The organism is Pelosinus fermentans JBW45 (genome assembly GCF_000271665.2).
In the GTDB taxonomy this organism is placed as follows: domain Bacteria; phylum Bacillota; class Negativicutes; order DSM-13327; family DSM-13327; genus Pelosinus; species Pelosinus baikalensis.
Window position 1 is genome coordinate 4,617,790 of record NZ_CP010978.1, and the last position, 25,074, is coordinate 4,642,863.

Annotated in this window: 22 protein-coding genes; all 22 read right to left on the reverse strand. The window is 49.7% G+C overall.

What is annotated here, in order from left to right; translation table 11 throughout:
• Positions 1-3: 3 nt before the first annotated feature.
• Positions 4-7,305 carry an RHS repeat-associated core domain-containing protein gene (locus JBW_RS20505; RefSeq protein WP_007953180.1) on the reverse strand — a complete coding sequence of 2,434 codons (7,302 nt, stop codon included), beginning with the start codon at positions 7,303-7,305 and terminating at the stop codon, positions 4-6.
• Positions 7,306-7,381: 76 nt separating this feature from the next.
• On the reverse strand, positions 7,382-7,873 hold the full coding sequence (locus JBW_RS20510) for a hypothetical protein (RefSeq protein ID WP_144408464.1): 492 nt from the start codon (positions 7,871-7,873) through the stop codon (positions 7,382-7,384).
• Positions 7,874-7,935: 62 nt separating this feature from the next.
• A complete protein-coding gene (locus JBW_RS20515; RefSeq protein WP_007953186.1) occupies positions 7,936-8,529 on the reverse strand; it encodes an amidase domain-containing protein in 594 nt (197 codons plus the stop codon).
• 89 nt (positions 8,530-8,618) lie between these two features.
• On the reverse strand, positions 8,619-9,032 hold the full coding sequence (locus JBW_RS25485) for a hypothetical protein (protein WP_007953188.1): 414 nt from the start codon (positions 9,030-9,032) through the stop codon (positions 8,619-8,621).
• Between the two features lies 1 nt (position 9,033).
• Positions 9,034-9,693 carry a hypothetical protein gene (locus tag JBW_RS20525; RefSeq protein ID WP_007953194.1) on the reverse strand — a complete coding sequence of 220 codons (660 nt, stop codon included), beginning with the start codon at positions 9,691-9,693 and terminating at the stop codon, positions 9,034-9,036.
• A gap of 64 nt (positions 9,694-9,757) precedes the next feature.
• A complete protein-coding gene (locus tag JBW_RS20530; protein ID WP_235334078.1) occupies positions 9,758-10,261 on the reverse strand; it encodes a hypothetical protein in 504 nt (167 codons plus the stop codon).
• Between the two features lie 118 nt (positions 10,262-10,379).
• Complete coding sequence (locus JBW_RS20535) at positions 10,380-10,838, reverse strand: hypothetical protein (RefSeq protein WP_045820641.1); 459 nt, start codon at positions 10,836-10,838, stop codon at positions 10,380-10,382.
• Positions 10,839-10,936: 98 nt separating this feature from the next.
• A complete protein-coding gene (locus JBW_RS20540) occupies positions 10,937-11,881 on the reverse strand; it encodes an ankyrin repeat domain-containing protein (RefSeq protein WP_007959365.1) in 945 nt (314 codons plus the stop codon).
• Positions 11,882-11,884: 3 nt separating this feature from the next.
• A complete protein-coding gene (locus tag JBW_RS20545; protein ID WP_007959363.1) occupies positions 11,885-12,085 on the reverse strand; it encodes a hypothetical protein in 201 nt (66 codons plus the stop codon).
• A complete protein-coding gene (locus JBW_RS20550; RefSeq protein WP_007959361.1) occupies positions 12,082-12,597 on the reverse strand; it encodes an RDD family protein in 516 nt (171 codons plus the stop codon). Before JBW_RS20550 ends, JBW_RS20545 begins: the two co-directional genes overlap by 4 nt.
• A gap of 82 nt (positions 12,598-12,679) precedes the next feature.
• Entirely contained in the window at positions 12,680-12,958 is a 279-nt protein-coding gene (locus JBW_RS25875; RefSeq protein ID WP_235334079.1) for a hypothetical protein, read from the reverse strand.
• 23 nt (positions 12,959-12,981) lie between these two features.
• Positions 12,982-13,626: an ankyrin repeat domain-containing protein gene (locus tag JBW_RS20555; protein ID WP_235334080.1), complete on the reverse strand. Its 645-nt coding sequence runs from the start codon at positions 13,624-13,626 to the stop codon at positions 12,982-12,984.
• A 3-nt stretch (positions 13,627-13,629) separates the two neighbouring features.
• The gene (locus tag JBW_RS20560; RefSeq protein WP_007959357.1) at positions 13,630-14,727 is read right to left on the reverse strand and encodes a DUF4280 domain-containing protein; all 1,098 of its coding nucleotides are present in this window, start codon (positions 14,725-14,727) and stop codon (positions 13,630-13,632) included.
• Between the two features lies 1 nt (position 14,728).
• Positions 14,729-15,280, reverse strand: a complete 552-nt coding sequence (locus JBW_RS20565) for a hypothetical protein (protein WP_045820642.1) — start codon at positions 15,278-15,280, stop codon at positions 14,729-14,731.
• A 1-nt stretch (position 15,281) separates the two neighbouring features.
• A complete protein-coding gene (locus JBW_RS20570; RefSeq protein WP_007960387.1) occupies positions 15,282-16,352 on the reverse strand; it encodes a pentapeptide repeat-containing protein in 1,071 nt (356 codons plus the stop codon).
• Between the two features lie 18 nt (positions 16,353-16,370).
• On the reverse strand, positions 16,371-17,768 hold the full coding sequence (locus JBW_RS20575) for a hypothetical protein (RefSeq protein WP_007960386.1): 1,398 nt from the start codon (positions 17,766-17,768) through the stop codon (positions 16,371-16,373).
• Positions 17,769-17,775: 7 nt separating this feature from the next.
• Complete coding sequence (locus JBW_RS20580; RefSeq protein ID WP_007960385.1) at positions 17,776-18,393, reverse strand: hypothetical protein; 618 nt, start codon at positions 18,391-18,393, stop codon at positions 17,776-17,778.
• A gap of 19 nt (positions 18,394-18,412) precedes the next feature.
• Entirely contained in the window at positions 18,413-19,189 is a 777-nt protein-coding gene (locus JBW_RS20585) for a hypothetical protein (RefSeq protein ID WP_007960384.1), read from the reverse strand.
• 31 nt (positions 19,190-19,220) lie between these two features.
• A complete protein-coding gene (locus JBW_RS20590; RefSeq protein WP_007960383.1) occupies positions 19,221-19,931 on the reverse strand; it encodes a hypothetical protein in 711 nt (236 codons plus the stop codon).
• A gap of 12 nt (positions 19,932-19,943) precedes the next feature.
• Positions 19,944-21,233: a hypothetical protein gene (locus JBW_RS20595; protein ID WP_007960382.1), complete on the reverse strand. Its 1,290-nt coding sequence runs from the start codon at positions 21,231-21,233 to the stop codon at positions 19,944-19,946.
• Positions 21,234-21,235: 2 nt separating this feature from the next.
• Entirely contained in the window at positions 21,236-22,372 is a 1,137-nt protein-coding gene (locus tag JBW_RS20600) for a tetratricopeptide repeat protein (protein WP_007960381.1), read from the reverse strand.
• Between the two features lie 25 nt (positions 22,373-22,397).
• The gene (locus tag JBW_RS20605; protein WP_007960380.1) at positions 22,398-25,037 is read right to left on the reverse strand and encodes a hypothetical protein; all 2,640 of its coding nucleotides are present in this window, start codon (positions 25,035-25,037) and stop codon (positions 22,398-22,400) included.
• Positions 25,038-25,074 lie beyond the last annotated feature (37 nt).

Below are 25,074 nucleotides of genomic sequence, written 5' to 3' on the forward strand. Positions count from 1 at the left end.
ATGCTATTTTCTATTACCAGGCCATCTTGTTGCTGAATCAAGATGGTGTCCCAAGTGCTCAAAATATTTATCTGCTTCTCTTACTAAATATTTAGATTGATCAACTGTAAAACCGCCTTTTCTAAGTGACTTATATGCTATACTTCTTTCTGCTTTAAGTGTGCCACCGTCTAATACATTTTGGGCCTGTGTTAACTTATAATGTGGTGTACCAACTTTATTAGCAGGTCCTTGTACTTGAACCGTCAGTGCATCATATTTACTATACCCTTCTAGCTCTCTTACTGCTGCATCTTGATAAATATGATGTGCGTCTTTTAATCCAGCATTTTGCATCTGTCTATATGGGCCAGTAGTTATTTGCCTACCGTCAATTTCAACTGTTTTTATTTCCCTTACATATTTAGCTTCAGAAGTAGCATTACCCGACCCCTCAGGTACATCAGCTTCCGGTTTCCTCGGCTGATTGGGGTTCGACGTATTCTCAGGCGTTTCGTGTCGGTCTTGTCTATTTACATCTTTTTGTTCGCACGCATACCCGCTCGGGTCATAATACACCACCGGGTTGTTGGCGCAGTATGCATACAGGTTTAGCCCATCGCCGCGATAAATATCCTCCTGCGTAAATCTTGCGATAACAGGATTGTAATACCTTGCCCGCAGGTAATACTGCTGGGTCACCGGATCATACTGCTGGCCGGTGTACCGGTAGCGGTTCTCTACCTGTTCTTCGCAGACGACCGCATTGCCCCAGGCGTCGTATTCGTAGCGATTCTTTGCCTCAGCTTCATCCGTTACAAATATAATACTCCCCTGTTCGTCGCTTGCATAGTGATACCACGTTTTTTCCTGCGTGCATTTGCTGGCCCACAGCTCGAAGCTGCGGATCAAGCGTTTTTGGTCTTGGTCTGTCTCTTCCAAGACCACTTCCCGGTTCTCGTTGAAGATGAACTGCACCAGCTTACCGTTTTCTTCCAGCTCGTAACGCAGTCCTTCGGCGTCATAGCGGTTGATTTGGTTTTGGCCGTCTTTCGTCTCCACTCTGGTTGTCCGGTTGAAGCTGTCGTAGGTATACTGTTTGTCCCCGTCGCTGAGCAGGTTGCCAGCCTTGTCATAGGTGTACTGTGCTGTTTGGCCCTGCTTGGTATGGCTAGTCAGGCGATTTCTAGCATCATAAGTATATTGTTCTTCTATGCCGTTTACTATGCGCCGGCTGCGGTTGCCAGCCTTGTCGTAGAACAATTCTTCGCCGTAGTCCGGGTACTGGACTTGCGCCAGCCGGTTCAGGCCGTCATAGGTGTAGTGGGTTGTACCCCGGAGTTGTTCTTTGACTGTCCGATTGCCATTGCCGTCGTAGTGGTAGCGGTTTTGCGCCAGCGTTTGGCCGTTCATGTCGATATGCAGCCCGCTGATGTTCTTATCTATGTCGTAGCCGTAGCTTGTCCGCATTCCGTTGGCACGAAGGGCTTCTTTCAGCGTCCCGTCGGCGTTATGGGTGAATTGGACGATACTTTGTCTTTCGTCACGGATTTCCTGTAGAAGGTCTGTTGCCGTATAGATATACTCCGTCGTTTTGCCGGTAACATCAGTCTGCCTGATCTTGTTGCCATTCAGGTCATATTCGTACGAGAGCAATCTTCGGCCGCTGGCCGCTTTCTCCTGTAGCCTTCCATCGGCGTAGTAGCGATAGCCGTAGCGCATGCCCTGAGCGATGGCGGCTTTGAGCTTGCCGTCGGGGTGGTATTCATACATTTCTCTTAGGCCGCTGGAGCGTTCTAATTTTTCGGTCAGGGCATCATAGATGTTGTAGCGGTACTCAACCTGGTTGCCGTTGCGGTCGTTGTGGGACTTCAGCCGGCCTTGGGCGTCGTAGTGGAAGGTGTCGGTTTGGCCGGTAGGGTCGGTGATTTCCTTCAGCTTGTTGATGAGGTTGTATTCGTAGCGAATGGTATTTCCTTCGCCGTCGGTGGTTTCGGTGATGTTTCCAGCGTAGTCGTAGCCGTAATATTCCCGGCTGCCGTCGGCTTTGACGATTTCGGTAATTCTGCCCCATTTGTCCAGCTTGTATTCCGTTTTATTCTGGTTGCCGTCGCTGACGCCGATAATGTTGCCCTGGGCGTCGTATTGGTAGGACTGGATGGCTCCTCCCGGCGTGCGGATGGTTTGTATCCGGCCCGCCAGGTCGTATGCGTAGTCGACGCCGCTTTGGGTCGCGTCGCGCCGCTGTAGAAGCCGGCTGGCTTTGTCATAGCTGTTGGTCTCCAGTATGCTGCCGTCGGGCGCGAGGACGGTGATGACCCGACCCTGGGGGTCATAGGTGTAGCGATAGCCGTGGCCGTCCTTGCCTTTGGTTTGATATTCGTTGGGCAGTATCCTTCTTGTGATGCGCCCGTTTTTGTCATAGACGGTCCTTGTTACGCCGCCGTTTTTGCCGGTGTGTTGGGTCTCCCTGTTCAGGAGGTCGTATTCGTAGCTTTCTTCGACACCGTTGCCGTCTTGGATTTTTATGATGTTGCCGGCCTTGTCGTAGGTGATTTCCGTCTTGTTTTCGATGCCGTTTTCTTTATCTTTGTGGATTTCAGCGATCAAGCGGTCGGCGGCGTCATATTGGCGCTCGACGCAATAGCCGGCCGGAGTTGTGATTTTGATGACGTTGCCGGTGTTGTCCAGTTGGTATTTGGTCCGGGCGGTGAAGTCGCCGCTGCCTTCCCGGTCGGCCCGTTGTTCGATTTCCACCAGCCGGCCCGCCGCGTCGTAGTGGTAGCGCAGCATCTGGTAGGCGTTGTCGTTGATTTTGCGCTTTTCATAGGTCCGTTGATTCAGGCAGTTGTAGCCGTATTCGATGACCGCGCCGGTGTTGTCTTTGATTTCGGTGAGCCGGTTTTGCCTGTCGTAGGCAAAACGGAGGCTGAGCACCCGGCCGCTGGCGCTGGTTTCGTCCTGTTCGTCGAGGAGTCTTCGCTCTTCGATCACATTGCCGGCATTGTCGTATTTATACTGGGTAGTCTGGTAGCGAAGCGTTCCGGCGGTCTTTCCGACCGGGATTCTTTTTTCGGTCAGCCAGCCCAGGCAGTTGTAGTGGTAGAGAATGCCCGGCCTGGTTTCGTCGGTGGCCCCTTCCAGGTAGCTTTGTGCGTCGATTTCTTTTACGATATTGCCGGCCAGGTCGTAGACGTAGGCTTTTTCTACTACGCCTCCGGGGCCCGTGATTTTTGTGAGACGGTTCCTCTCATCGTAGGCATAGGTGTAGCCCGGTCCGTCGTCGGTGGTTTCGTTGTAGTTTTCAGGCAGAATTTTTTTGACGATATTGCCTTTGGCGTCGTACTGTAGCCGCTCAATACCGCCATCGGGGTAGCGGATCTTGATTTTACGGTTGTCGCTGTCATATTCGTTTTCGATGCCCGTTCCGTCTTGGCTAGGTCCGTCGTAGGTGTTGGGATGGATTTCTTTGACGATGTTTTCTTCGGCGTCCCGGATGGTCGCTACGGTGTTGCCGAGGGGGTCGATGGTAGCCACGAGTTTGTCAAGGGCGTCGTGGATGTAGCGCCAGCCTGGGCCGCTGTGGCTTTTCTCGTGGTACTGGTTGGGCCGGATTTCTTTGATCCGGTTTCCCAGCTTGTCATAGTCGTTTTTCCAGGTGTTGCCGAGGGCGTCGATGACGAGCGTCCGGTAGTCGAGATGATTGTAGCCGTATTCTTTTCTTCCCAGAACGCTTTCTACCGCCATCAGCCTGCTTGCAGCGTCATATTGGTAGGTGAATCTATCACCTTCGGCGGTGGTGACGCTTTGGGGTTTGTTTTGGCCTTCGGCATAGTCATAGGTTGTCAGGTTGCCGCTTCCGTCAGTGTAGCTGATCATTCTTCCTTTGGCATCATAGGCGTAGCGGACGGTTTGCCAGCGTTCGCCTTCGATCCGGTTTTTGACTTCCACCAGATTGCCTCTTTCGTCGTAACGGTAGCGGATGTCGACTCCGCTGGTGTCGCTTTCGGCGATTTTCCGGCCGGCCGCGTCGTATTCAAGGGTATGGATGAGTCCGTTGGGCCATATTTCAGCCGTCAGTTGGCTTTCTTCGTTGTAGGTATAGCGGGTTTCATGACCGCACCGGTCTTTTTGCCAGAGGATGTTTTCTTTGTCGTCGTACTTGGTTTCTTCTGTCGTTTCGTCAGCGTAGCGGATGGTTTCTACAAGATGGCGCCGGTTGTAATAGTAGCAGGTGCGCTCCCCGTTGTGCGGCTGGGTGACGGTGGTCATCCGATCCTGGTCCTGGTAAAAGAAGAGCGTTTCGGCTCCGTTTGCGAGGGTTTGCCGGATGACACGCCCCTGGCCGTCGTATTGGTTGGCAACGTAGCGCTGACCGTTCTGGTCGGTGATGGCCGCGATAAAGCCCTGGTCGGTGTATTCGTATGTAATAGTCCCATCGTTAGGGTAGGTGACTTCGGTGAGGAGTTCGCCCTGGTAACGGTAGCGGATGTTCCGTCCAAGCATGTCGCGGATTTGTGTCAGTTTGTCATTTTCATAGGTAAACTGCAATGTGTGTCCGTTAGCCAAAGTGACTTGGCTGATAAAGGAGCCGGTGTATTCGATTTTCACCCGGTTGCCGTTCTTGTCCGTGATGGCAGTCAGCCGTCCGAATTCGTTGTAGTCCCAGGTTTTCTTTTCCCGGATGAATTGAAGGCGGTAGCCGTGTTTTTCTTCGGTGAGTACGAGCGACCGGTCGCCGCCGCGCCGGTTCTGGTAGATGCCGTCTTGTTGTTCGAAAGTTTCGATATGAAGGTCGGGCAGGAGGATGCGGACCTGGTTTTGGCGCCGCTCAATCCGGCTGCCCAGGCTTAACAGCCAGCGGCTGCCCAGATGCTGGTGTTTGTTTTGGTACAAGGATTCGTAGCTTCGGGTGAGGACGAAGTCTTCGCCGAGGTCGCTGAGGATGAGGTCGGTCATCCGGAGGCTAAAGGAACCGGTAACGACGTTGACCGGGTCTTTGAGACAAGTTTCTTTTGTAGGTATACGTCCCTCGGTATCCGGTCCGTTGTGACCGCCGCTTTTGTTTTCTCCGCCTGCCTTTTCGTGTCCGCCTTTTTCTTCCCTGCCTTTTTTTCTGTGTCCTGCCGCCGAGCCTACGATCGCCACGTTTTGCAGGGTATCAAAGAACAGGTTGAGCGATTCCGGGTCGTTAAAGCTGAAGGTGCCGTCTATGATTTTCCGGCCCAGGTCGCTGATGCCGTCTTTAGCCCGCATCAGCGCGTTGAAGCCCATGGCTCCCATGATGAGTCGCTCGACGGTCCGGACGGCTTTGGCTGCTTTGGCCGTTTTGGCGATCGTGTTGGCCACTTTGGCACCCGCCACCGCCAGTTTGAGTCCTTTGCCCGCCACGTTCGCGCCCGGGATGATGCACCCTATGAGGGAGCACGCCGCGCCGCAGTAGTCGCCCCGCGCCAGCGAGATGGCCGCGTTCAGGCCGTTGGCTACTACGCTGAGTCCCGGGATGCAGCCGGCGATATCAAGCAGGACCTGGACTCCGTTGAGCGCGGCGTCGAAGAGTGACGGCGCAGCCACGATGTCATGCTTGTTTTTGTTGTAGCCCAGTTGCCGGAACGCCGGTGTGCTGATCGTGATGGCTCCACCGCTGAGTTTGAGTTCACTCGCCCCAATCCCCAGGCTGCAATTTTCCATTCCGTACAGCATGAGGGATTCGGCCGGCGGTCGTTCTGCTTTTTCTTCCGGTGAGGCCGGCGCGGGTTCTCCTCCCCCGCCACCGCTTCCGCCGCCGAAGATGCTTTCGACGTTTTTTACGAAGGCCGGAATTTCTGCCGCCATGGCTTTGACGCCGCCACTAAAGCTGACCGCGATGTCGCTGCCAATTTGCTTGAGGATTTCCTGCCCCGAGTTGTAGGGCTTGCTGCCGCCGCCAGCCATGTACAGGGCCGCTCCCTGTGTATGCCCGGCATCGTATTTGGCTTGCACCGCTGTGATTTCGCCTTCGGGGATGGCGCTTTTGGCCGCTACGAGTTTGAGCCGTTTGTCGGCCTGGACGTGGATGTCCTGGGTGCTTTTGATGACAATGCCGCCCGCGTCTGTCATCTGGATGAGCGCCTGGTTGCCACCCCCTTGGTCGTACGCGCCCCGCGCCGCTACCAGTTCGCAGCTGCCCGGGGTCATTTTAAGCATTTTATTGGTCGAGTTCATCATTTTACTCGCGGGATCGACGTAATCCCCGTGTGTCGCGCTGTTGGCTCGCCGGCTCCCCAAGGCTACGGCTTTGCCGTTATTTTCGTAGTAGACGAATACTTCGTCGCCTTCGTCCGGCATGGAGTAGAAGTAGTTGTTCATGGTGTTTTCAAACGGCAGCCACATGGCGGTGGCTTCGTCCTGCTCGGCGTCACAATAGAAGTGGACTTTGATTTGCGTACCCTGCACCCGGATGATTTTCCCTTTGATGGCGTCTCTTTGGTTGAGCGCACCGGCACTCTTTTCCCTGTCCGGCCGGCAGCCTTCCAGGTGCGCCAGGGTTAGACGGTTTTCCGCAGTTTCGCCTACGCTGACGATTTCGCTCCGCTGGCTCCAGCGCACTCGTTCCCCTTGGCTTTCGAGCTGGTAGCCTGCTCCGATGGTCAGGTCATAGCTTGTCTTACCTTCGGTTTCAAATTGGTAGGCTTCGGCTTGGTCGTCGACGTTTTGTTGGATTTGGATGTATTTCAGGATGTCTTTACCGCTGTCGGCCGGTTTTTTCCGGGTTTCCGCCCCCAGTTCTTTGCAGGCAAAGGGGTAGGTGCCCACGGCGAGGCGCAGCAAATCCGATTTGCTGTCGGTAAAGAGGTAGGCTCCGTACTGGTTGGCGATCCGCCGCAGAAACTGCCAGTCGGTTTCGGCGTTCTGGTAGAGCATTTGCTCGATTTGGATATCTTCGGCCACTTCCACCTGGATGCCGTAGGCCGCCATGACGGTGTTGGCCACCTCACTTAGCGTTTTGACGGTGCTTTGAAAGGTACGGCTGATTTTCTTCCGGTCTGCCAGTATGCTCAGGCTTTTGGCTTCGAGGACCAGTTCGCTGTAGTCGGCTTCATTGTTAAGGCCCACGCTTTGGCAGATGCCCACGAATACGTTGGTTCCGTCCGCGTCGGTGACTTTGACGGGCGCGTCTTCGAGCTCGAGGACTTCGGCCACTGTCAGCAGGCGTTTGCTGATGAGTGTGAGTTCCATGTGCCCATGCTCATTGGCTCCGTCCAGGATGTGGATGTGTTTGACCCGGAGATATTCTTTGGCGAATTCAACTTTCAGCCGCCCCAGTTCCATCAGTTCTTTTCCCATGGGGGTTCCTCCTTTCTTTGCTCCTAACGATTTTTATTATACTTGCTATTGTTTTTTTAATGTATCTTAATTTAACTCACCTCTTTGTTGAGCTAATTAGAGCGAAGGCTGATTGTATTTCATCAGGGGTAGGAGGTTCAAGACCTTTCATCTTCAATCTAAAATGGTCGTTTTCTTTCATAAGAATGGCATAATGGAGTATAACTGCCCTCCCGCCTTCCTTAAGAGTTCTTCCTCCGCCCAACTGCCAATATTCATTCCAAAAGTGCTGCTGAACTTCATAACTTACGATAAATGCTGTTCTCCCTGCGACGGATTCAGTCCCTTTTGCCACTCTAGCCTCTATATTCTTGTATGCTTTTATTTTTTGATCATCAAATACAGGTTTGGCTTTATAATGTTCCAAGTATAGTGTCAATAATTTCTCTACTATTTCCGTATTAGATAAATTGTCAACTTCGTTCACCGATATTGTTGGTTCATAGCGGTCGTTAATACTTTGATATATCTGCGTTTTTAAAAATATGATCACTAGCAAACTTACTGTCGCAAATACTATAATAAACAAGCTCCCACGGATAACAGTTTTAAAAAGAATAAATTTCACGCTCCTTTCGTTTTTTCATAGGCCTAGCACCAATTAATTGTGGGGTATAGAGGAACAAGAAATCTAATTTCGGTAATATTTGTTTTATTGGGATAGATAGCACTTAACGGCCAATTACATCGTGGATCCGAGTGACCGGCATAGCACAAACCTCCATTAGAATCATAACCAGTTATTATTGCAGAGTGCTGCCATACTTGAGAGCCATCTGTTAATTCATAACAAAACTGAACTATATCTCCTGGTTTAATCGTAGTGCTACTCCATTCCACTCTAGCAATTTGACGTAATACCACATAATCCATAAAGTCATCTACATTTATCCAACTATATGTATTAGTGTACCGGCCATCGCAATAAAAATCATATGCTGCAGATAACCCGGCGGCATTCCAACATTGCGCTACAAAATTTGTGCAATCTTCACTATCCCCAAAATAATAGAAATTAGGGTTCATAGGATGATCATCAGACTCTCCGCAATGGCTAAGTGCGTACTCTACAGCTACTCTACGATCAATTTGAACTTTAAAAAATCCGTCTCGAATACCATATTTGATAATGCCATAGAACTCTTTAGCGCCTTTCTTAACATTTTTATCAAGATCGAGCTTCATGATTCTAATCTCCTTCTTCTAAATTGAGAGTGGCTTTCCAGCTCCCTTATTCATATCCCCAATCGTCCAATCTCCAATTACTGGTTTTACTATCCCTTATTAATGTCCAATTTCAACCGGAATACGTGGAGTTTGGATTTAAGGTCCCATCCCCCCCCTGAAGGACCTACCTCAAAACTTGACATCAACACAAGGACATTCTCAGCCTTGACACCATTCCGCATACCTTTCCCACCATGCATATACGAGTTAGTAATGCGATTTGATACTTCTTCGTCATACCATAACTTTGTAAGGTTACATCCCGTAAAACCCTTGAATTTTCCCTTTACAAAAGGTATTGCAGCCTGAATTTCCGCTTCGCTAAATTTATCCGATTTACCGATAATCACTACAGTATTATCGGTTCTACCATCTGGTTCGTAAAAAAGTAAAAAAATCGCCACAAAAAGCAAAAAGACCACCGCTAAAATTCGATAAAAAAGAGATCGTATCTTTTTCACATCATAATAATACCTGCTTTGAGCCCTTTATATTGTCCAAAGCGTTTGCCGTATTCTCATTATTCTTTTTTTTATCCAGACCAGCCTGCACGGCTGCGACTGTGCCGGATGGGTCCACTTTGTTCAGCGCCGCAGTAATGGCGGCTCGTCCGATCTGCTCCATGACTCCCGCCTGCGACCCTGTACTTACAAAATCACCCGGTGTGCTGGCTGCAGTTGCTACGGCTACATCAGGAGCTTCTGCAGGTGCCGTATTGCTATCCACTATTACATCGTCAATCTTATCTACTTTCTGACGGATTACGATGTTAAAATTCCCCATACCCGCTTGACTGCGATATACTTCGTTATAATCTATGACAAATGCTTTATCGAATATGATGGTGCGTTTCGGCTTAGTCTCAATCTGTACTGTTACCTTACGGTACGCGTCTTCTTGCTCGGCCGGGACCTGCGCCCATTTGAACAACTTGACTGTCTCACTGTTGCCACTATCCTCGCTGTCAGCGTGAAGGGTTCCCGCTATAACTAGCGTCATATAGCCTCTGGTAGATTTCGCCAGAGAATCGCTTGGCGTCGATAATATAGCCTGTACATTGTTAATGATTTTGTCGTCATAGGTTAATGTCTCCTGACCTTCGATCTGTAGGTTGAATCCCATAGTATCCCCTCCATTTTTTTATATGACGTTAATAGACATTTTCTTATCTTCTTTAATCAAAATTCTATTGAATTTTGTAATTTCCACCTTTATTTTTAACTGCATTCTTAATTTGATCATATATTTTTTTAATCGCCAGTGTCCCTCCCATCGCAACACCAAAAAATGAAAATGTAGTCAGGTACATAATCCCTGTCATAAGCACATTCCAAAAAGATGGTACCATAGCAAAATTTCTCATGGCTTCTCCCACACGATACGTAGCCATTCCTTGACTGATTGGAATATTCTCTTTGTAATCTACAACTGCCCCGATTGAGAACCAAATCCCATAAATAATATGGAAAAGACAGCTTACGAAAAAAAACAACAATAAACGCTTTATTAAGAGAAAGCTTACTGTTACCATTGCTCCCCAGATGGTTATTGCAAGCATAAAAATTTGGAATCTACTTTGCTTTGCCGGATCAGAAAATATAATCACATCATTCAAAACATCTACTCTATCCAGAATGATGAGGAAGAAAGCAATTATAGCAAACAGTACGATTTTTATTATTTCTCTCATTTTCATCATACGACTCTACTTCCGTCCCGTTGTCTTGTATCAGTTTGGGTGGAGTTTTGCAGTCAAAAGATTTATTCCCCCTGGTAGTATCACACCAGCATAATACGTCACTCTAACCCTACAAGCCTAATCTATCAAAAATATCTCTGTAATACAGATATATTGCCACTGAATCTTTACTCGGCTTAAAAACTATCTCATAATCTCCTTTCCGATAGATTGACTCGTGAAAATGCTTATAGGACTCTTCGCTCACAGGCTGCTTAACCCATCCTTTTCGGATCAGTTCTTGATAGTAATATTTCTCCACTTCTGCATCACTCATATTGTCATATTTATATTCAGCATTGATCCATCGTTTGACCATTTTTCTTCTATTTATACTAAACTCTATCTGTTTTGCGCCTTCCGGATGTGTAATGGACTGAAACTGAAAACGTAAATTTTGCTCTCTACTTTCTATATCTGAGGGGTTAACAACTCGGTAAAGAAACGGAATTATTAATGAACCCAGAACAATAAAAAAACCTATCCCAACAACTATCGTTCTAAACCAGTCAAACACTTTTTTGATCATCCTGGTCATCCTCGTCACTTTTATTCATTGACATTAAACAAATACCAAGCATACCTACCGCCAAATGATTTTCCAATACTGGGAAATTTATAACCATATCAATACTTCTTTATATACTCTTCCCAAGTACTCGGGTGAATCTTTTTAATCTGTTTCAGCCTATCACTTGGAATCTTAGTATCCCAATAATTCACACCCTGCCGGGCAAATTCCTCAACAATCTCCATTTTCATCTTATATTCTTCTGATCCTATAGCAACAATCCAATCCCTTAATATGTCTACCGGAAAAAACTTTTCATTAGGGTCTTCATTGCCATAAGTTTCACTTCTGTAATATGGTTCCGATACTTTTGCTTTCTTTTCAACAATCAAATAATGGGCATATGCATTTCTTTCTAATGCTGGACCTCCTGCGAATAATGCTTTTACTGCAGCTGTTTTCCCGCTTTTCATTTTATGGTTAATATCAGCCCCGGCTTCTACTAAAGCTTTTGTTTTCTCAATACCACATCCAATAGATTCCATTAATATACTGGTGCCCGGCTCCATACCATGTTCATGACCAATATAAATCCAATTAGGGTCAGCACCGTATTTTAGCAACAGCTTGACATATTTCGGATCCTTTTTAGCAAGGTTATCCACCCAGGAAAAACCTGCTGCTACTGAAAGGGGTGTTTCTTCTGAATAGGTCTTATACCTTACAGATGCTAGATTCGGGTCGGCGCCACATTTTAATAATGCTTCTGCAGAATTATATTTCTCCATTCCTATCGCCCATAATAGTAAAGTCACTTTGTACTTAGATTCCTGATAATTCAATAGCTCCGGTTTATCTTTTACTATTTTTTCTATGGCTGCAGTTTTTTGTTCCTTTACCGCGATTGCCAATTCCCAAACAGGAGTATCCTTGAAAATATTGATATTCGTCATTTTATATTCTCCCTTCGCGCCTTCACTCTCTTGGCTATAACATCCGGATAATAGAACAGAAAAAAGGATCAGCAGCATGGGGGTTATCAATAATAACTTTTTATTCATTATCTAGTTTTCTCCCCCCTTTTCTTTAATCCCATCTATTACTGCATCCATTAAATGATTTTTAACTGCATTTTCAACATTCGTCTTTGGATTCCACGTATTCGTAGGGTGTTGTGCAGGTAAATACTCTACACTTCCAATTGGTTTTGAAAACCAGCCTTCAGCAGTGTGTAAAATTTCACCATCTACAATATATGCAGTCATTGAGGCAGAATAGTCTGAACCATTTGGGGTATAATCACCTTTGTCTTTGTAACTTTGTCATGCCAAGCCTGTCGATGTTTATTCTTAAAACAAATAAAATAACCCACACCACAAAAACCAATACTGATACATTTTAAAATATTCCTTAAAAAAAGAATGCCGCATCCGATACGGTTTCCTTTTATACTGGCTACCCGTAGTCTTACTAATTTTTTCCCAGGAGAGGCTTGTAAAAAATTCTCAACAACCGAAAAGAAATATATACATAATAAAAAGAAAAGTAAATTATAGGCACCAGATTCTACGATAAAATATAACATCATGGTCAATTTTCCCACGAAAAATTCTGAGATAATACCATTATATAGCATTATTATGAACAAACCTGCTAAGAATCCAATGATTGGCAAACTTATCGAAAGCAATACTATATATATAAATACGAAAAATACTATATCAAGAATACCTGCAATAACCCGCCGCCTTGCGTAAGTTCGTATGTCATCCGCCACACTAATACACACTCCTTTAGCTTCTTATTGTTATGGCGACCGAGCTTACATTCAAATCATGCATACGCAATGTATAACCCTATCAATACTGCTTTATATACTCTTCCCAAGTACTCGGGTGAAGCTTTTTAATCTGTTTCAGCCTATCACTTGGAATCTTAGTATCCCAATAATTTACACCCTGCCGGGCAAATTCCTCAACAATCTCCATTTTCATCTTATATTCTTCTGATCCTATAGCAACAATCCAATCCCTTAATATATCTACCGGAAAAAACTTTTCATTCGGGTCTTCATTGCCATAAGTTTTAATACTTCTGTAATATGGTTCCGATACTTTTGCTTTCTTTTCAACAATCAAATAATGGGCATATGCATTTCTTTCTAATGCTGGCCCCCTGCTAATAATGCTTGTACTGCAGCTGTTCTCCCGCTTTTCGTTTTATGGTTAATATCAGCCCCGGCTTCTACTAAAGCTTTTGTTTTCTCAATACCACATCCAATAGATTCCATTAATATACTGGTGCCCGGCTCCATACCATGTTCATGACCAATATAAATCCAATTAGGGTCAGCACCATATTTCAGCAGCAGCTTGACATATTTCGGATCCTTTTTGGCAACGATATCCACCCAGGAAAAATGTGCTGCTAATGAAAGGGGAGTTTCTTCTGAATAGGTCTCATACCTTACAGATGCTATATTCGGGTCGGCGCCACATTTTAATAATGCTTCTGCAGAATTATATTTCTCCATTCCGACCGCCCATAGCAGCAAAGTCACTTTGTACTTAGGATCCTGATAATTCAATAGTTCCGGTTTATCTTTTGCTAGTTTTTCTATGGCTGCAGTTTTTTGCTCCTTTACCGCGATTGCCAATTCCCAAACAGGAGTATCCTTGAAAATATTTATATTCGTCATTTTATATTCTCCCTTCGCGTTTTCACTCTCTTGGCTATGACATCCGGATAATAGAACAGAAAAAAGGATCAGCAGCATGGGGATTATAAAGAATAACTTTTTATTCATTATCTAGTTTTCTCCCCCCTTTTCTTTAATCCCATCTATTACTGCATCCATTAAATGATTTTTAACTGCATTTTTAACATTCGTCTTTGGATTCCACGTATTAGTTGGGTATTGTGCAGGTAAATACTCTACGCTTCCAATTGGTTTTGAAAACCAGCCTTCAGCAGTGTGTAAAATTTCACCATCTACAATATATGCAGTCATTGAGGCAGAATAGTTTGGACCATTTGGGGTATAAGCATCTAAATTAACAGCTGCAGGATTAAATAGTATCGCATTTTTGTTAGTTTCCACTGCGTTAGCTGCAGCTTCCGCGCCACCTTTAGAATGACCGACAAATGTTATATTTGAGCCATATTTTTCTTTAACAAAGTTTTTTGAATAGGCTAATGAATTCCGCACATCGTCTGATTCGCCAAAAAGCTGTTTAGCATTATCATCTCCATCCGCACTCCAAGCCCAATCTTGTGTTCCTCTATTAACCAGCGTATATTCCGTTTTCCCTTCTACCGTCCTTGCATATACGCCGATTCTCATACTTCCTTTTTCCTTAGCATCATCTAACTGCCAACCTCCGGGTAATATATCTTTCTTTGCCTCCTCAAGGGATTTTTTATAATAAACGTGCGCTGCCATTTCTGCTGCTTCCATTAAAGTGGGTCCGCCTGCTGCACCTGACGCATTTTCCGCCTCTGTGGCGGCGGCGATTGCCTCCACTTCATCGCCGGCGGCCTCGTTGCGGTCGTCGATCTGGGCGCTGCCCGCGTTAATGACGATGGAGATCACGCCTCCTTTGACGCAGGTGAGTTTGCTCTGTTCGATTAGGGCTGGCGCGCCCTCCAGGATATGTTTTTTGTTGACGTTGATCCAGGCCAACGGCGTTACGGGCGAGCAGGGCAATTTTGTCGCTGCGCAGAAGCCGTATTTCAGAATATGCTGGCCCGGTTTGTGATCGTTGGCGTTTAACAGCGGCTCCAGTCCCGGCGTGTACGCCACGCCGTGATCTTCAGGCAAATTCAGGATGTTTTGCGAACTGCCTTTGCTGCATTTGGATTTGGTTCCCCGAGGGATATACGCGGGTCCTGATGCGGTGGTTGACATATTACTCCCTCACTTTCACCCGTTCCAGGCCGGCTGCCAGCGGTCTTCTTCTTAAGATGCTTTCGGCGGCGGCCAGCGATACGAGCCAGATTTCTTCGACGAGTCCGGCCACTTTGAGAATGTGTTTGCCCCGGACGGCGCCTTGTTTCACCACGAGTTCTTCCACGATACCGGTATCGTAGATTTTTGCCGTGCTGTGCAAACACTCCGTTGATTCGATATGCGGAATCCAATACAGCGGCACCGGCGACTTCACGCCTTCCGCCGCGTCAAAATCCAGCGGGTAGAGCTGAATACCCTTAAACTGGAGCTCCGGTTCGAGGAGCGAGAACAGGTCCCGGAACCGGTCGGCGATCATAAAGCAGGGCGACTGGAGCATATCGCAGATTTCAAGACCCATGTCGGGCTGATAATAGGCGACGACCAAGTCCTCCAGTCTGGTAAAGGCGGCCCGATCCATTTTGTAGGGATAGTGTTCCCGGTCAAGATTCTCGATGGCAATGGAATTGGATACGATATGGCTTTGGAAAAGCCGGAAATATTCGTCTGTCATGTTATTTTTCCCCGCCTTCCGTCGTTTGGACTGCGGCCAGTTCCTGAAAATCGGAATCCGTATAGTCGCCGCCCTCGATTTCCATTTCCGTCAGTAAAGAGTCTGTCAGCAAAGCACCGGGAAAGCGGCAGTTGGTAAGCCGCACGGCTTCCATTGTACAACTGGCAAATTCCAGATTGCGGTAGACATCGTTTCTTTCATTGTCTCGGCGCAGCGATTCGGCCAGCACGTCCCGGAACTCAACTTCACTAAGCCGCGTATCCAGAAACAGCGCGCCGGACAACCGGACCTGCGTAAATACGGTGCGCGCAAAGCGGCAGTTGGCAAAGGTGACGTCCCTTAGATCAACGTCATCAAAGGTGCAGTCTTCGAAGGTGCAATCCTGGAACCGGCTGACGCTCAAATCCAGCTGGTTAATTTTTTTTTTGCTGTAGCGACATTTTTCGTAGGTGCGAAACCGCAGGGAGTCGTCCGTACTGCAATTAAAAATGTCGATGGGCGGCAGAAGGGCAAACACCGCGCCCTGCCAGTCCTGGTACTCGCCAAACAGGATGTAGAATTCGTCCTCGCGCCTAAGTGCGCCGAGCGCCGGGGATGCGGCGAGGTCCTGCAGCCAGTATTTGAGCTTCGTGTACAGGCCGTAGGCAAGCAGCCGGACAGATTGCCAGCGCAGGCTTTCGAGGTGGGCACTCCGTACCCAGGTCCGTTGGTTTTTTGCCGCTTCCGTCAGGGCGTCTTCGTGGAAACGCCAATGGACAAACAGCCAGGCGGCGTCAATGTATTCGCTGTAAAAAGGGTCGGTTACCGGCCACTCGCTGCTGTAAAAGTCGAGACGAAGTTTGGGCTCGCCAAAGTACATGGCGGTGTACAGCACCGATATAGACAGATAGGCAGCCGGCGGCAAGCCTGCTTCCTGCTGCCGCCGCGCCGCGTTTTCCATCGCGCTTTCCACGGCGGCCACGCACGGCGCGGCCGCGGCCTCTTTGGCAAGATCCCGCAGGGTGTCAGCCAGCAGCTTACCTGCCAGCGGGACATAGTGCTCCGCCTGGAATGCGGCGACAACATCTTTCATGGGTTCCGTCTCCTTTCATTAGGTGATGACAACGTCCTTGGCCGCCAGGGTAATCTGGTCTGGCAGCATGTTGATGAACGATTCGCCCGATTTGAGCAGGATCTGTTCTTTGGCCAGCACCTGGATGTCTTTTTTTGCCTGTACGGTGACGTTGGCTTCCGATTCGACGGTGATATTCTGGGCGGAGACGATCTTGATACCGTCGTCCTGCGTCAGGTCAATGAAAATTTTCTGATGCTGGCAGATGATATACAGTCCCCCGTCCGTCATCAGGAGTTCTTTGCCGCTGGGAGCTTTGAGGCTCTTATGGCGCGGGTTGGCCAGCGGCGCCGTATTGATCGAGCTGGCAGCAAAACCGTCCGCTTCATTTTTGGAAGGGAACATGATGCGCACGTAATCGCCAATTTCCGGCATGCAGTACCAGCCACTGCCGTCGCTGCTGGAGTAGGCGGTCGAATAGGGAAACCACCAGTCACCGCTGCCGTCGTACTCTTTGTCGATCTCGATAAGATGCACTTTGACGGTATCGCGCTGCACGTCTTTAACCTGGCCGATCAGCACCCGGCCGGCGCAAGCGGTGTTGGACACCTGCGGCGCGACAAAGCCGGTTTTTCCGGCCAGGAGGTATTCCATTTCCAAAATGCCGTCGACGAGCCGGGCTTCCACTCTCTTGACGCGGCACTCGCTGCCGTTGATGGAGATGATGTCACCCAGGTAGACATAGTCGTAGGACCGGGCGATCAGGGCGGAGAAATCCTGTCGCAGCGCCTCGCCGCCGTCTGCCATATAGTTCTCAGTAACCTGGTTATATTCGTCGTCCTGCTTGCCATGCAGAAAGGAGGTGGTGGTGATTTCCTTGGTGTTGGCCACCGGCGGCAAGCCGACGAACACCAGCGGTTTAGGCGCAGTGATGCTGGTGAAGACCGGTACGTTGAAGCGGGAGGCCATGCGTTTGGTAAATTCCCAGTTGGTCTCGTCCATCTGCATGACGAGCGCGCCGATGGCTTGGTCGGTTACGGTCAGTTCCACGCTGCCGTTGCCGTCGTAGGCTTCGTTGAGGATCTGTTCGTAGGTTTTACCGCCACTTTGATAGGTGCGTGATATTTTTTTGATGTCCTGCAAGAAGCTGGTGGTAATGCCCCGAACGGTCAGCACGCTGTAGCCGGCTTCATTCGCCACCGACAGGTTTTTGACGCCGCCTGTAAACAGGGTGACCGTCTCTTCCCCGGCCGAACTGGTCACGGTAATCGACGTGGTTTCGTCGGCCCGCTGCTGGCAGTCTTTGGCATCTTCCGGCGCGATTTCACCGACAATGGTAATCTGGCCGTGTTCGTTGGGCCGGTGCGAAATATACAGTTCCTTGATGCGCGTAAAGGGGAAGCCTTCCACTTGAATCATGTTGTGTATGATACTCATACCGTTCTCACTCCCTATTTACCAAAATCCGGTAGGATGCAATGATTTCCTCGGCAAGCGGCTCCAGCCGCTTGCGGTCCTGATAACGGAAATTGACGAAGCCAATAAGCAGCCGGGCGTCAACGTTAGCGTAGAACATCATGTTATAGAGCGCGCCTTCCAGCGTCTGGCTGATAAAATCCATTTTCGCCACCTGCCGGCCACCGCAATGGATGGTTTCCGTTTTGACCACTTTTACCTGCGGGCCACCTTTTTCCAGCAGGCCACGGGCCAGTTTGGGAAATTCCTTGATCTGTTCTTCGGGTACTACGTGCCGTGTATGGTTAAAGCCCACCATAAAATACAGCGGCTCGTTGCCCAGTACAAGCTGCGGGCAGTTGCCCAGGGGAAACAGCGCCTGTACGACGTCTGCTTCCAGGGGAATAAAGTCTGCGGGAAGCCGGATGGAGATTTGTCCGTCCAGTAGTTCCCGGTCGGCAAATACGGTCGGATAGCCGAAAATATCGACCGTTTCGTCGTAAATGCTCTGCGTAAGTTCCCGTTCGACAGCCTCGTCGGCATGGGCGTTTTTTTCTGCCGCTTTCACACTATTTTTTAGTTCCAGGATTCTTTCGTCCATTTCCATTCCAGCATTGCCTCCTTTGTCAATCCACAATAACCTGGCGCCTTTGGCGCTCCGTGCGGGAAAGTTCGCGTTCGCCGTTGTCTTTGATCCGGCTTAATATGGTAAGCAGCGCTTCAAAAATCACCAGGTTGTCGTATTCGGTAAAGGCTTTTTTCAGCTTGGTGGCTGTATAGAGGAGTATGACCTCTCGGTTCAGTGCCTCCTTAGCGTTCAGAGCCTGCAGACAAAACGCCGTATCGACAGGGTCCATGGCGTACGCGGCCGCTTCCCGGGCAAAGGCGCGGGTGATGTCCGGCGAAAGCGAGCTGGCCCCGCCAGCGGCAAAGGGTGCGTAGATGGTGTTGACGGTATCGAATTCGGTATTGCGGTCGGCAAAATCCACATAGTTCATCCGGAGCCTGGCGCCGGCCTGCAGTTTAAAGCGGCATAGTTCCATTTCTTCTTTGCCCAGCCTGAGATTGTCCGCAAGCGTAGTTTCCACTTCGCGGTAGATATAGCCGTCTTTTCGGACTTCGTCCTTGAACTCCAGCTTGAAGACCGCCCAATTGTCGGTCGGAAAGTAAGCAAGGGAAAGCGGTTCGATAATCAGGTATACATTGTCCTTATAGCGGATGACGCCCCGGTGTAAGGTAATGGTATCCACCGTTGTCGTAATGCGGCAGCCACTGACAATACCGTCGCTATAGTCTTCGTGGATAAGCCGCCCGTATTCGTACGCGTAGTCGCGCAGTTCTGTCAGCATGGTCGTTCGCAGTACATGTGCATGTTCAAAGAGGGGAAAAACCTGTCCATTCATAAATCATTTGCCTCCTTTTTCAAAAGCAGTCCTAAAACAGCGCGATGGCGTCGGGCTGCATGGCGGCGTCTACGCCGATGATGCCGAAATGGTATTCCCAGAACAGCCGCGCCGAAAAGCCAAAGGGCAGAAACAATTCGAGCAGGAACTGCAGGATTTGCGCCTTCTCTTTTGTTTCTTTTTCGCCGAGATACAAGAGCAGTTCTTTGTTGTTATAATTGCTTTGGTACAGCAGGCTGCCGGTAAACGCCGTCCGGACCGCCCGGCGGAAAACCCGCAGGCTGGTTCCGATCTGAAGCTGGGTTAGGAGTTCGTTGGCCAGACTAAATTGCAGCTTCCGGTCCATGACCGCCACCGCCGCGGCTGCTTCCCGGCCGTAAACGCCGTCCAAAAGCTCGGCCCGCAATTGGCGGACGAAGTATTCCCGCTTGGTAAGGCCGTGCTTTAAATCGATTTCACTTAAGAGATGCACGACAATATCGAAAAAGCTGGCAGCGCATTGGGCAAAATCCCGGTTTTCCGGCCGGGCCAGCAGCTCGGGATGCAGAAGTTCCTGAAAAATATGGCTGAACCGATAGAGCGCGTTGATCTCGGCAACCGTGCTTTCTAGCCTGTCCTGATTGATGCAGGGGAACGCCTGCTCGCAATACGGACTGTATTCTTTCGCCTGCTGAAACAAGAGCTCAGCTTTGTCCATGCCTTGCGCTTCGGCCTGTAAAACGATGTCCCAGATAAAATTCACGGCTCCCCCTCCTTACACCAGCCGGCCGCAGCATTCGTATTCGGGAAAGTGACGCTGCACCACGCTCACTAAAAAGCTCATAATATCCCGGTTGAGGTAAAAATCGTAGTCGGCAGGCTGAAAATCGAGCCGCATTGCCGTTTCCCAGGTACCTGTTCTGAGTTCGTCCCGGATGAAGTCGTCCACGATATAGGTTTCTTTGTCAGGAAAATTGGCTACCAGCTCCACACCGGCAAAGGTCAGGTCCCGTTCGTAGCCGCAGGCCTGAATCAGCCGGCTCAGTTCCAGCTTGGTCTTGATCGGCTGCCGTAATACGCCCATAAGCGTATCGGCGAAAGACGCCTGTTTGGCGTTGCCCATCAGCCGGTTGGAATACTCACGCTTGTCCTGGGGATTGCACTGGTACATTTCCCAGGTCACAGGATCTTCCAGCGGGCAAGTGATCAGAAGATCTCCTTTGGTCCAGCGGATGTTGGCAACGCTCACATCGGAATTGGTCACAAGATACCGAGCATCTTCCTGGAATTTATGCCGGAAAATCCGGTGTTCGTAATTAATCTTGTCCACGCACGGCTCCGGATAGGTGCTCGTACGGATGGCAACCGTCTCCAGATTCCACAGCGGCACCTGGTGGTAACGGATCGTTGGGGCATATTCTTCGAAGTCAATTACGGCTTCTTCAATAATTTCCTGTGCGTTCCAGTTTTCGATCCCGTCGATATAGACGTCGAACAATTTGTATAAATACGGCGCACAGACGCTGCGCCAGGGCAGGTAGTTCAAGTGAAAAATCCGGTACAAATCTTCAATCTGTCGCCTGTACGCCAGGTTGCGGCGGACATGAAACTGCGCGGTGTATTCGCTGTGCCGTGTCTTGATTACGCCGCGGAAATTTCGTTCGGGCCGGTCGAATTGGCAAGCTTCCAGATGGTCTGCCTGCAGAAAAACGGTATAGAGAAAAAACGGCGACTTTTCATTAAGGCTTGTAAGGAGCGCCTCGGCGTCCACCTGATGAGGCCGCATGTCTTCCGGCCGCATGGGCAGTAAAAAGTCATCTGTCACGTCACAGAGCCTGCGGTCAATAATATTCGTTACAATCGCCGGGCCTTCCACCGGCATCGGCACTTCCTCAAACACGCGCTGCTCCAGTCCCTTGTACTCTGCTTCGATTTCGCCGTGCAGTTCGAGAAACAGTCCTTCGACAACGGATGTGAAGACACGGCGGCTTTCCAGATTATCAATTTCAAGCAGTCTTTTTTTTATATAACTTCGCATGTCAAATTCTTCGTCAAATATGCGCATGTCTATCCCTCTTTCTCCAGCCTGTCCGCCTGCTGCTGTGCATCCGCGATGCCGGCCGCACCGGCCGCGCGGAAAAGCTTGAGCGCCAGTTCCTTGTTTTTCTGCACCACGTTGCCGGCCAGGTAGGCTTTGCCCAGCATATACTGGGCCAGCGGCTCGTTTTGGGCCGCCGCCGTTTTAAAAAGCGCAACCGCTGTTTTTTCGTCCTGCTCCACGCCGCGTCCGGTATAATACGCCGTTCCCAAGAGCGCCTGCGCCGCCGCATAGTCCTGACTGGCGGCCAGTTGCCACCAGCGGACGGCGGCCGCGTAGTCCTGGGTGACAAGGCGGCCCCAGAATGCATTGGTGCCCGCCTGCGTATAGAGTTCGGTCAGGGGTGTCTTTTCTGCTTCCTTTTTCCAGTCGAGATTTTCGCCAAAGTCCAGCTTGACGTCCGTCCCTTTCTGCCCAATTTTTTGAAGAAAGTCTTTCGCCTGCGGATTGCCCTGCTGCGCCGCCGTACGGAACCGCTTCACAGCCGCCGCTTTGTCCGCCTGCATGTTCGTTTTATAGCCGTCGATGCCCAGCAGCACTCTGGCAAGCGCCGAGCCGTCCTGTTCGGCCCGCAGGTAACGCCGCTCGGCTTCCGCTGGGCTTTTCGGCCTACCGCCGAAGCCTTCGGCATAGGCCAGCCCCACATAGGCGCTGGCGTCCGGGTGGCCGCTGATGGAAGCCCTGCGCCACCACTCGACCGCCGCCTTATCGTCTGTGTCTACCTGGCGGCCGGTATAGTATGCGAATCCTAAGATATACTGCGCCTGGATGTCGCCGGCTTTGGCCATGGCCTCTACCTGCCCAAAAGCCTCGTCGGCCGCCTGTTTGGCGGCGTCGGCTTTTTCCCTGGCTGCTTTTTTGGCTTCTTTTTTATTGGCCGCCGGTTTTTCCGGCGATGCACCGGGAATATCCACTTGTGGCGTTTTCGGCACTGCCGGCGGTTTGGCTTTTGCTTTCATTTTTTCTACCGCCGCCACTGCCGTACCGGCGACGGCGATTTTCTTTACTTCGTCCTGACTGATGTTTACCGCTTGCGCTTGAGGCAGTGCGGCCAGGACGACAAGCACCGGCAGGAGTGCCGCCATCCATCGGGCTGCTTTTTTCATCGGTACCCTCCTTATGCGTCGGTTGTCACTTTGTCCCGTCGAAGAAATTCTCCACCCAGGCGTCGCTTTCGAAGCTGAAGAACTGCGAGCGTCCCAGCATTAGGATTTCGCCGTCGCGATAGATCGGCAGGACGAGAAATCCCCAGCGGCGCGATTCCGTCCAGGCAAAGAACTTCACTTCGCGGTCGACAATGCTGTCGACGTCGTCCTGCGGGATATTGACGCCGTACACTTCGCAGATTTTTTCATATTCCATCGCGCAAAATTCGCCTAACGTGCAGGCGTAGGTGAAATTATAGCGCACCTTTTCGTTCATGTCCTTGAGATAGAGCTTCAGGGTCAGATCGTCCATATTGCGCGAGATATGGCCGCAGCTTTTGCCCTTTTGCAGTCCGTGGATCAGGACAATTTCCCGGCCGGTATGTGTGTAGGCGGTGATAATATACGGCAGCGCCGGTGTACGGCTGGTGATTTTGACGTCGGCAAAGCCGTATTTTTTGTCTTTGAGGTACTTTAAGGCGCCGTCGATGCACGTCATTTTCAGCTCGAAATCGTCGGAGAGATCGCCGGATTTGCGTTTGAATTTGATGGTCTTGCCCGGTACGAATTCTTTTAACGCGTCGCGGAAAATATCGATTTTGCAGGACTGGCCAGTAAGCTTGATCATTGTGTATTCATCAAGTTCGTGGCTGTCATACATCTCGTCCATAAATTTGTGGACGACGCCGTAAATGTCGGCCCGCAGAATGAGCATGATGTCAAAGATGCTGAAATACACTTCGGGAAATTCCTTGACGGTTACGAGTTCTTTGCCCTGCATCGCCGTTAGTTTCCATTTGTCGACGAAGAGCATGGTGGCCGACGGTTCGCTCTTTTTGTGGCAGGACAAGCCGACGCGCAGCGTGCCGACTTTGTTGTAGAATTCTTTTTTGATGCGCTCGGCGGTAGAAAAAAGAAAATAGAAGTTGTTTTTCACCTTGTAATAGTCGGTGCGGCTGAGCTTTTCCCAGTCGCGGAATTTCGTCGGCAAGAACGTTTCGGCTCCGGCATAGGCGGCGTCGAATTGTTCGTAAATTTTACGCGGACCGTATTCGTCCACATACCGGAACACGTCGAGGTCGAAGGTATTCAAAAGGTCATTGATGTCCGGGATGTCCTCCTGACGGTCCCGCGGCGCCAGCGCTTTGTACAACCGTATTTTTAAAAGCTGCAGGATGCGGAAGGTCAGGTTGTTGCCGCCGAAGTCGGTATCGCCGTTTTCATAGGCGGTTTCGATGTCGATTTTATAGGAGACGCGTTGCGTGCTGACGCGGAAGCTGCAGGAGGATAAGTCGGTCGTGCCGCCGCCGCAGTCAATGATGAGCGCTTTATACGTCGTATTTTCCTGGGCGCTCTTTTGCGTGATCATTTCGGAGATGGTATTGTAGAGCACGGCGATTCCCTCATCGAGCATATCGTCTTTTTCCACGGCGTATTCGGGCAGGATTTCGGCGAACAACGCCTGAAACAGGTATTTTTGCTTGACAGGGCTGGAAATATGTACGGCCTGGATATCGCATTTGAAGCGGTTTTTCATGGCTTCGACAATATGGCGGAAATACGCTTTCAGAATGTCCTTGCGTTTGACAAAAGCGCGCCGGCCCTGTTTGTCGATGATTTCCTCGCTCTTTTCATAGTCGCCGATCCAGCGCTTGATGTCATAGAAAACGCAAAAGCCTTCGTCGATATAGCTGGAATTGGCCAGTTTTACGGCATCATAGCCGAACAGGTATTCTGGCTCCATTCCGCCATTGATCGCCAGAACGCTGACCACGCTTGGCAGGAGCGTCGTCTCATGATAGTCCTGGGTGCTATCGTAGAATACGGCGTAATTGACGTCGTTTTCCAGGAGACCGAGCTGTCCTGGCTCCAAGTCGGTGCGTTCGAAATAGAGGCTGTCCAAATACACGCCGGCCGTGGTACTCGTGGTGCCAAAGTCGATGGCAATCGGCATGGTAAGCGACACTGGCTTTTTTACCATAAAGTCTAAGAGCGGCACGCGATAGACGATCAGGTGCTGCGGCATATAGGCGTAATCGCCGCTGTAAATGCGGTGCAGCATTTCGGAGCTCGCCTTGTTCATGCACAGCAGGCTGTAGTTCTTGATTTGGGCTTCGCTGCAGGGCATTCCGGCCCCTTTGGTCAGATACAGGGATTTTTTGCCGCCGCCTTTCGTCTCAACATTCAGGATACCGCACAGGCAAAAGTCGGCACTGACGATCAAGGCGTTCGTCCCAGCCAGTTTGGCATGATATTTAATGGTCAGTTCATCATAGTAGTCGAGGGACAGCCCTTCATAGACGACAATTTTAGCGCTGCAGTCCGGCCGGATGTCCGTTTCGTAGTGGATCTGAACCCTGGAAATCACGTTTTGCAAAGCCGCGTACCCTTCTTCGTTGTACGTTTTGATCAAAAGGTTCTCATCCGCACCGCGATACCTTAGAATGACGCGAATCAGATCGTCCTTGTCGAGCGGGCTTACCACTCCGTGAATGATCTTTTCCCGCCGGCAGATTTCCCGGAGTTGGTGCCCCGTCATCAGTTCCAGGTCGCGTTTATAATAGCAGTTTTGCATTTTTTTGATCGCATTGCCATCAATATTCAAGGTATAACCGTATTTATCCATAAAGTATAGCCTCCATAAGACTGCAGACTTGGGACTT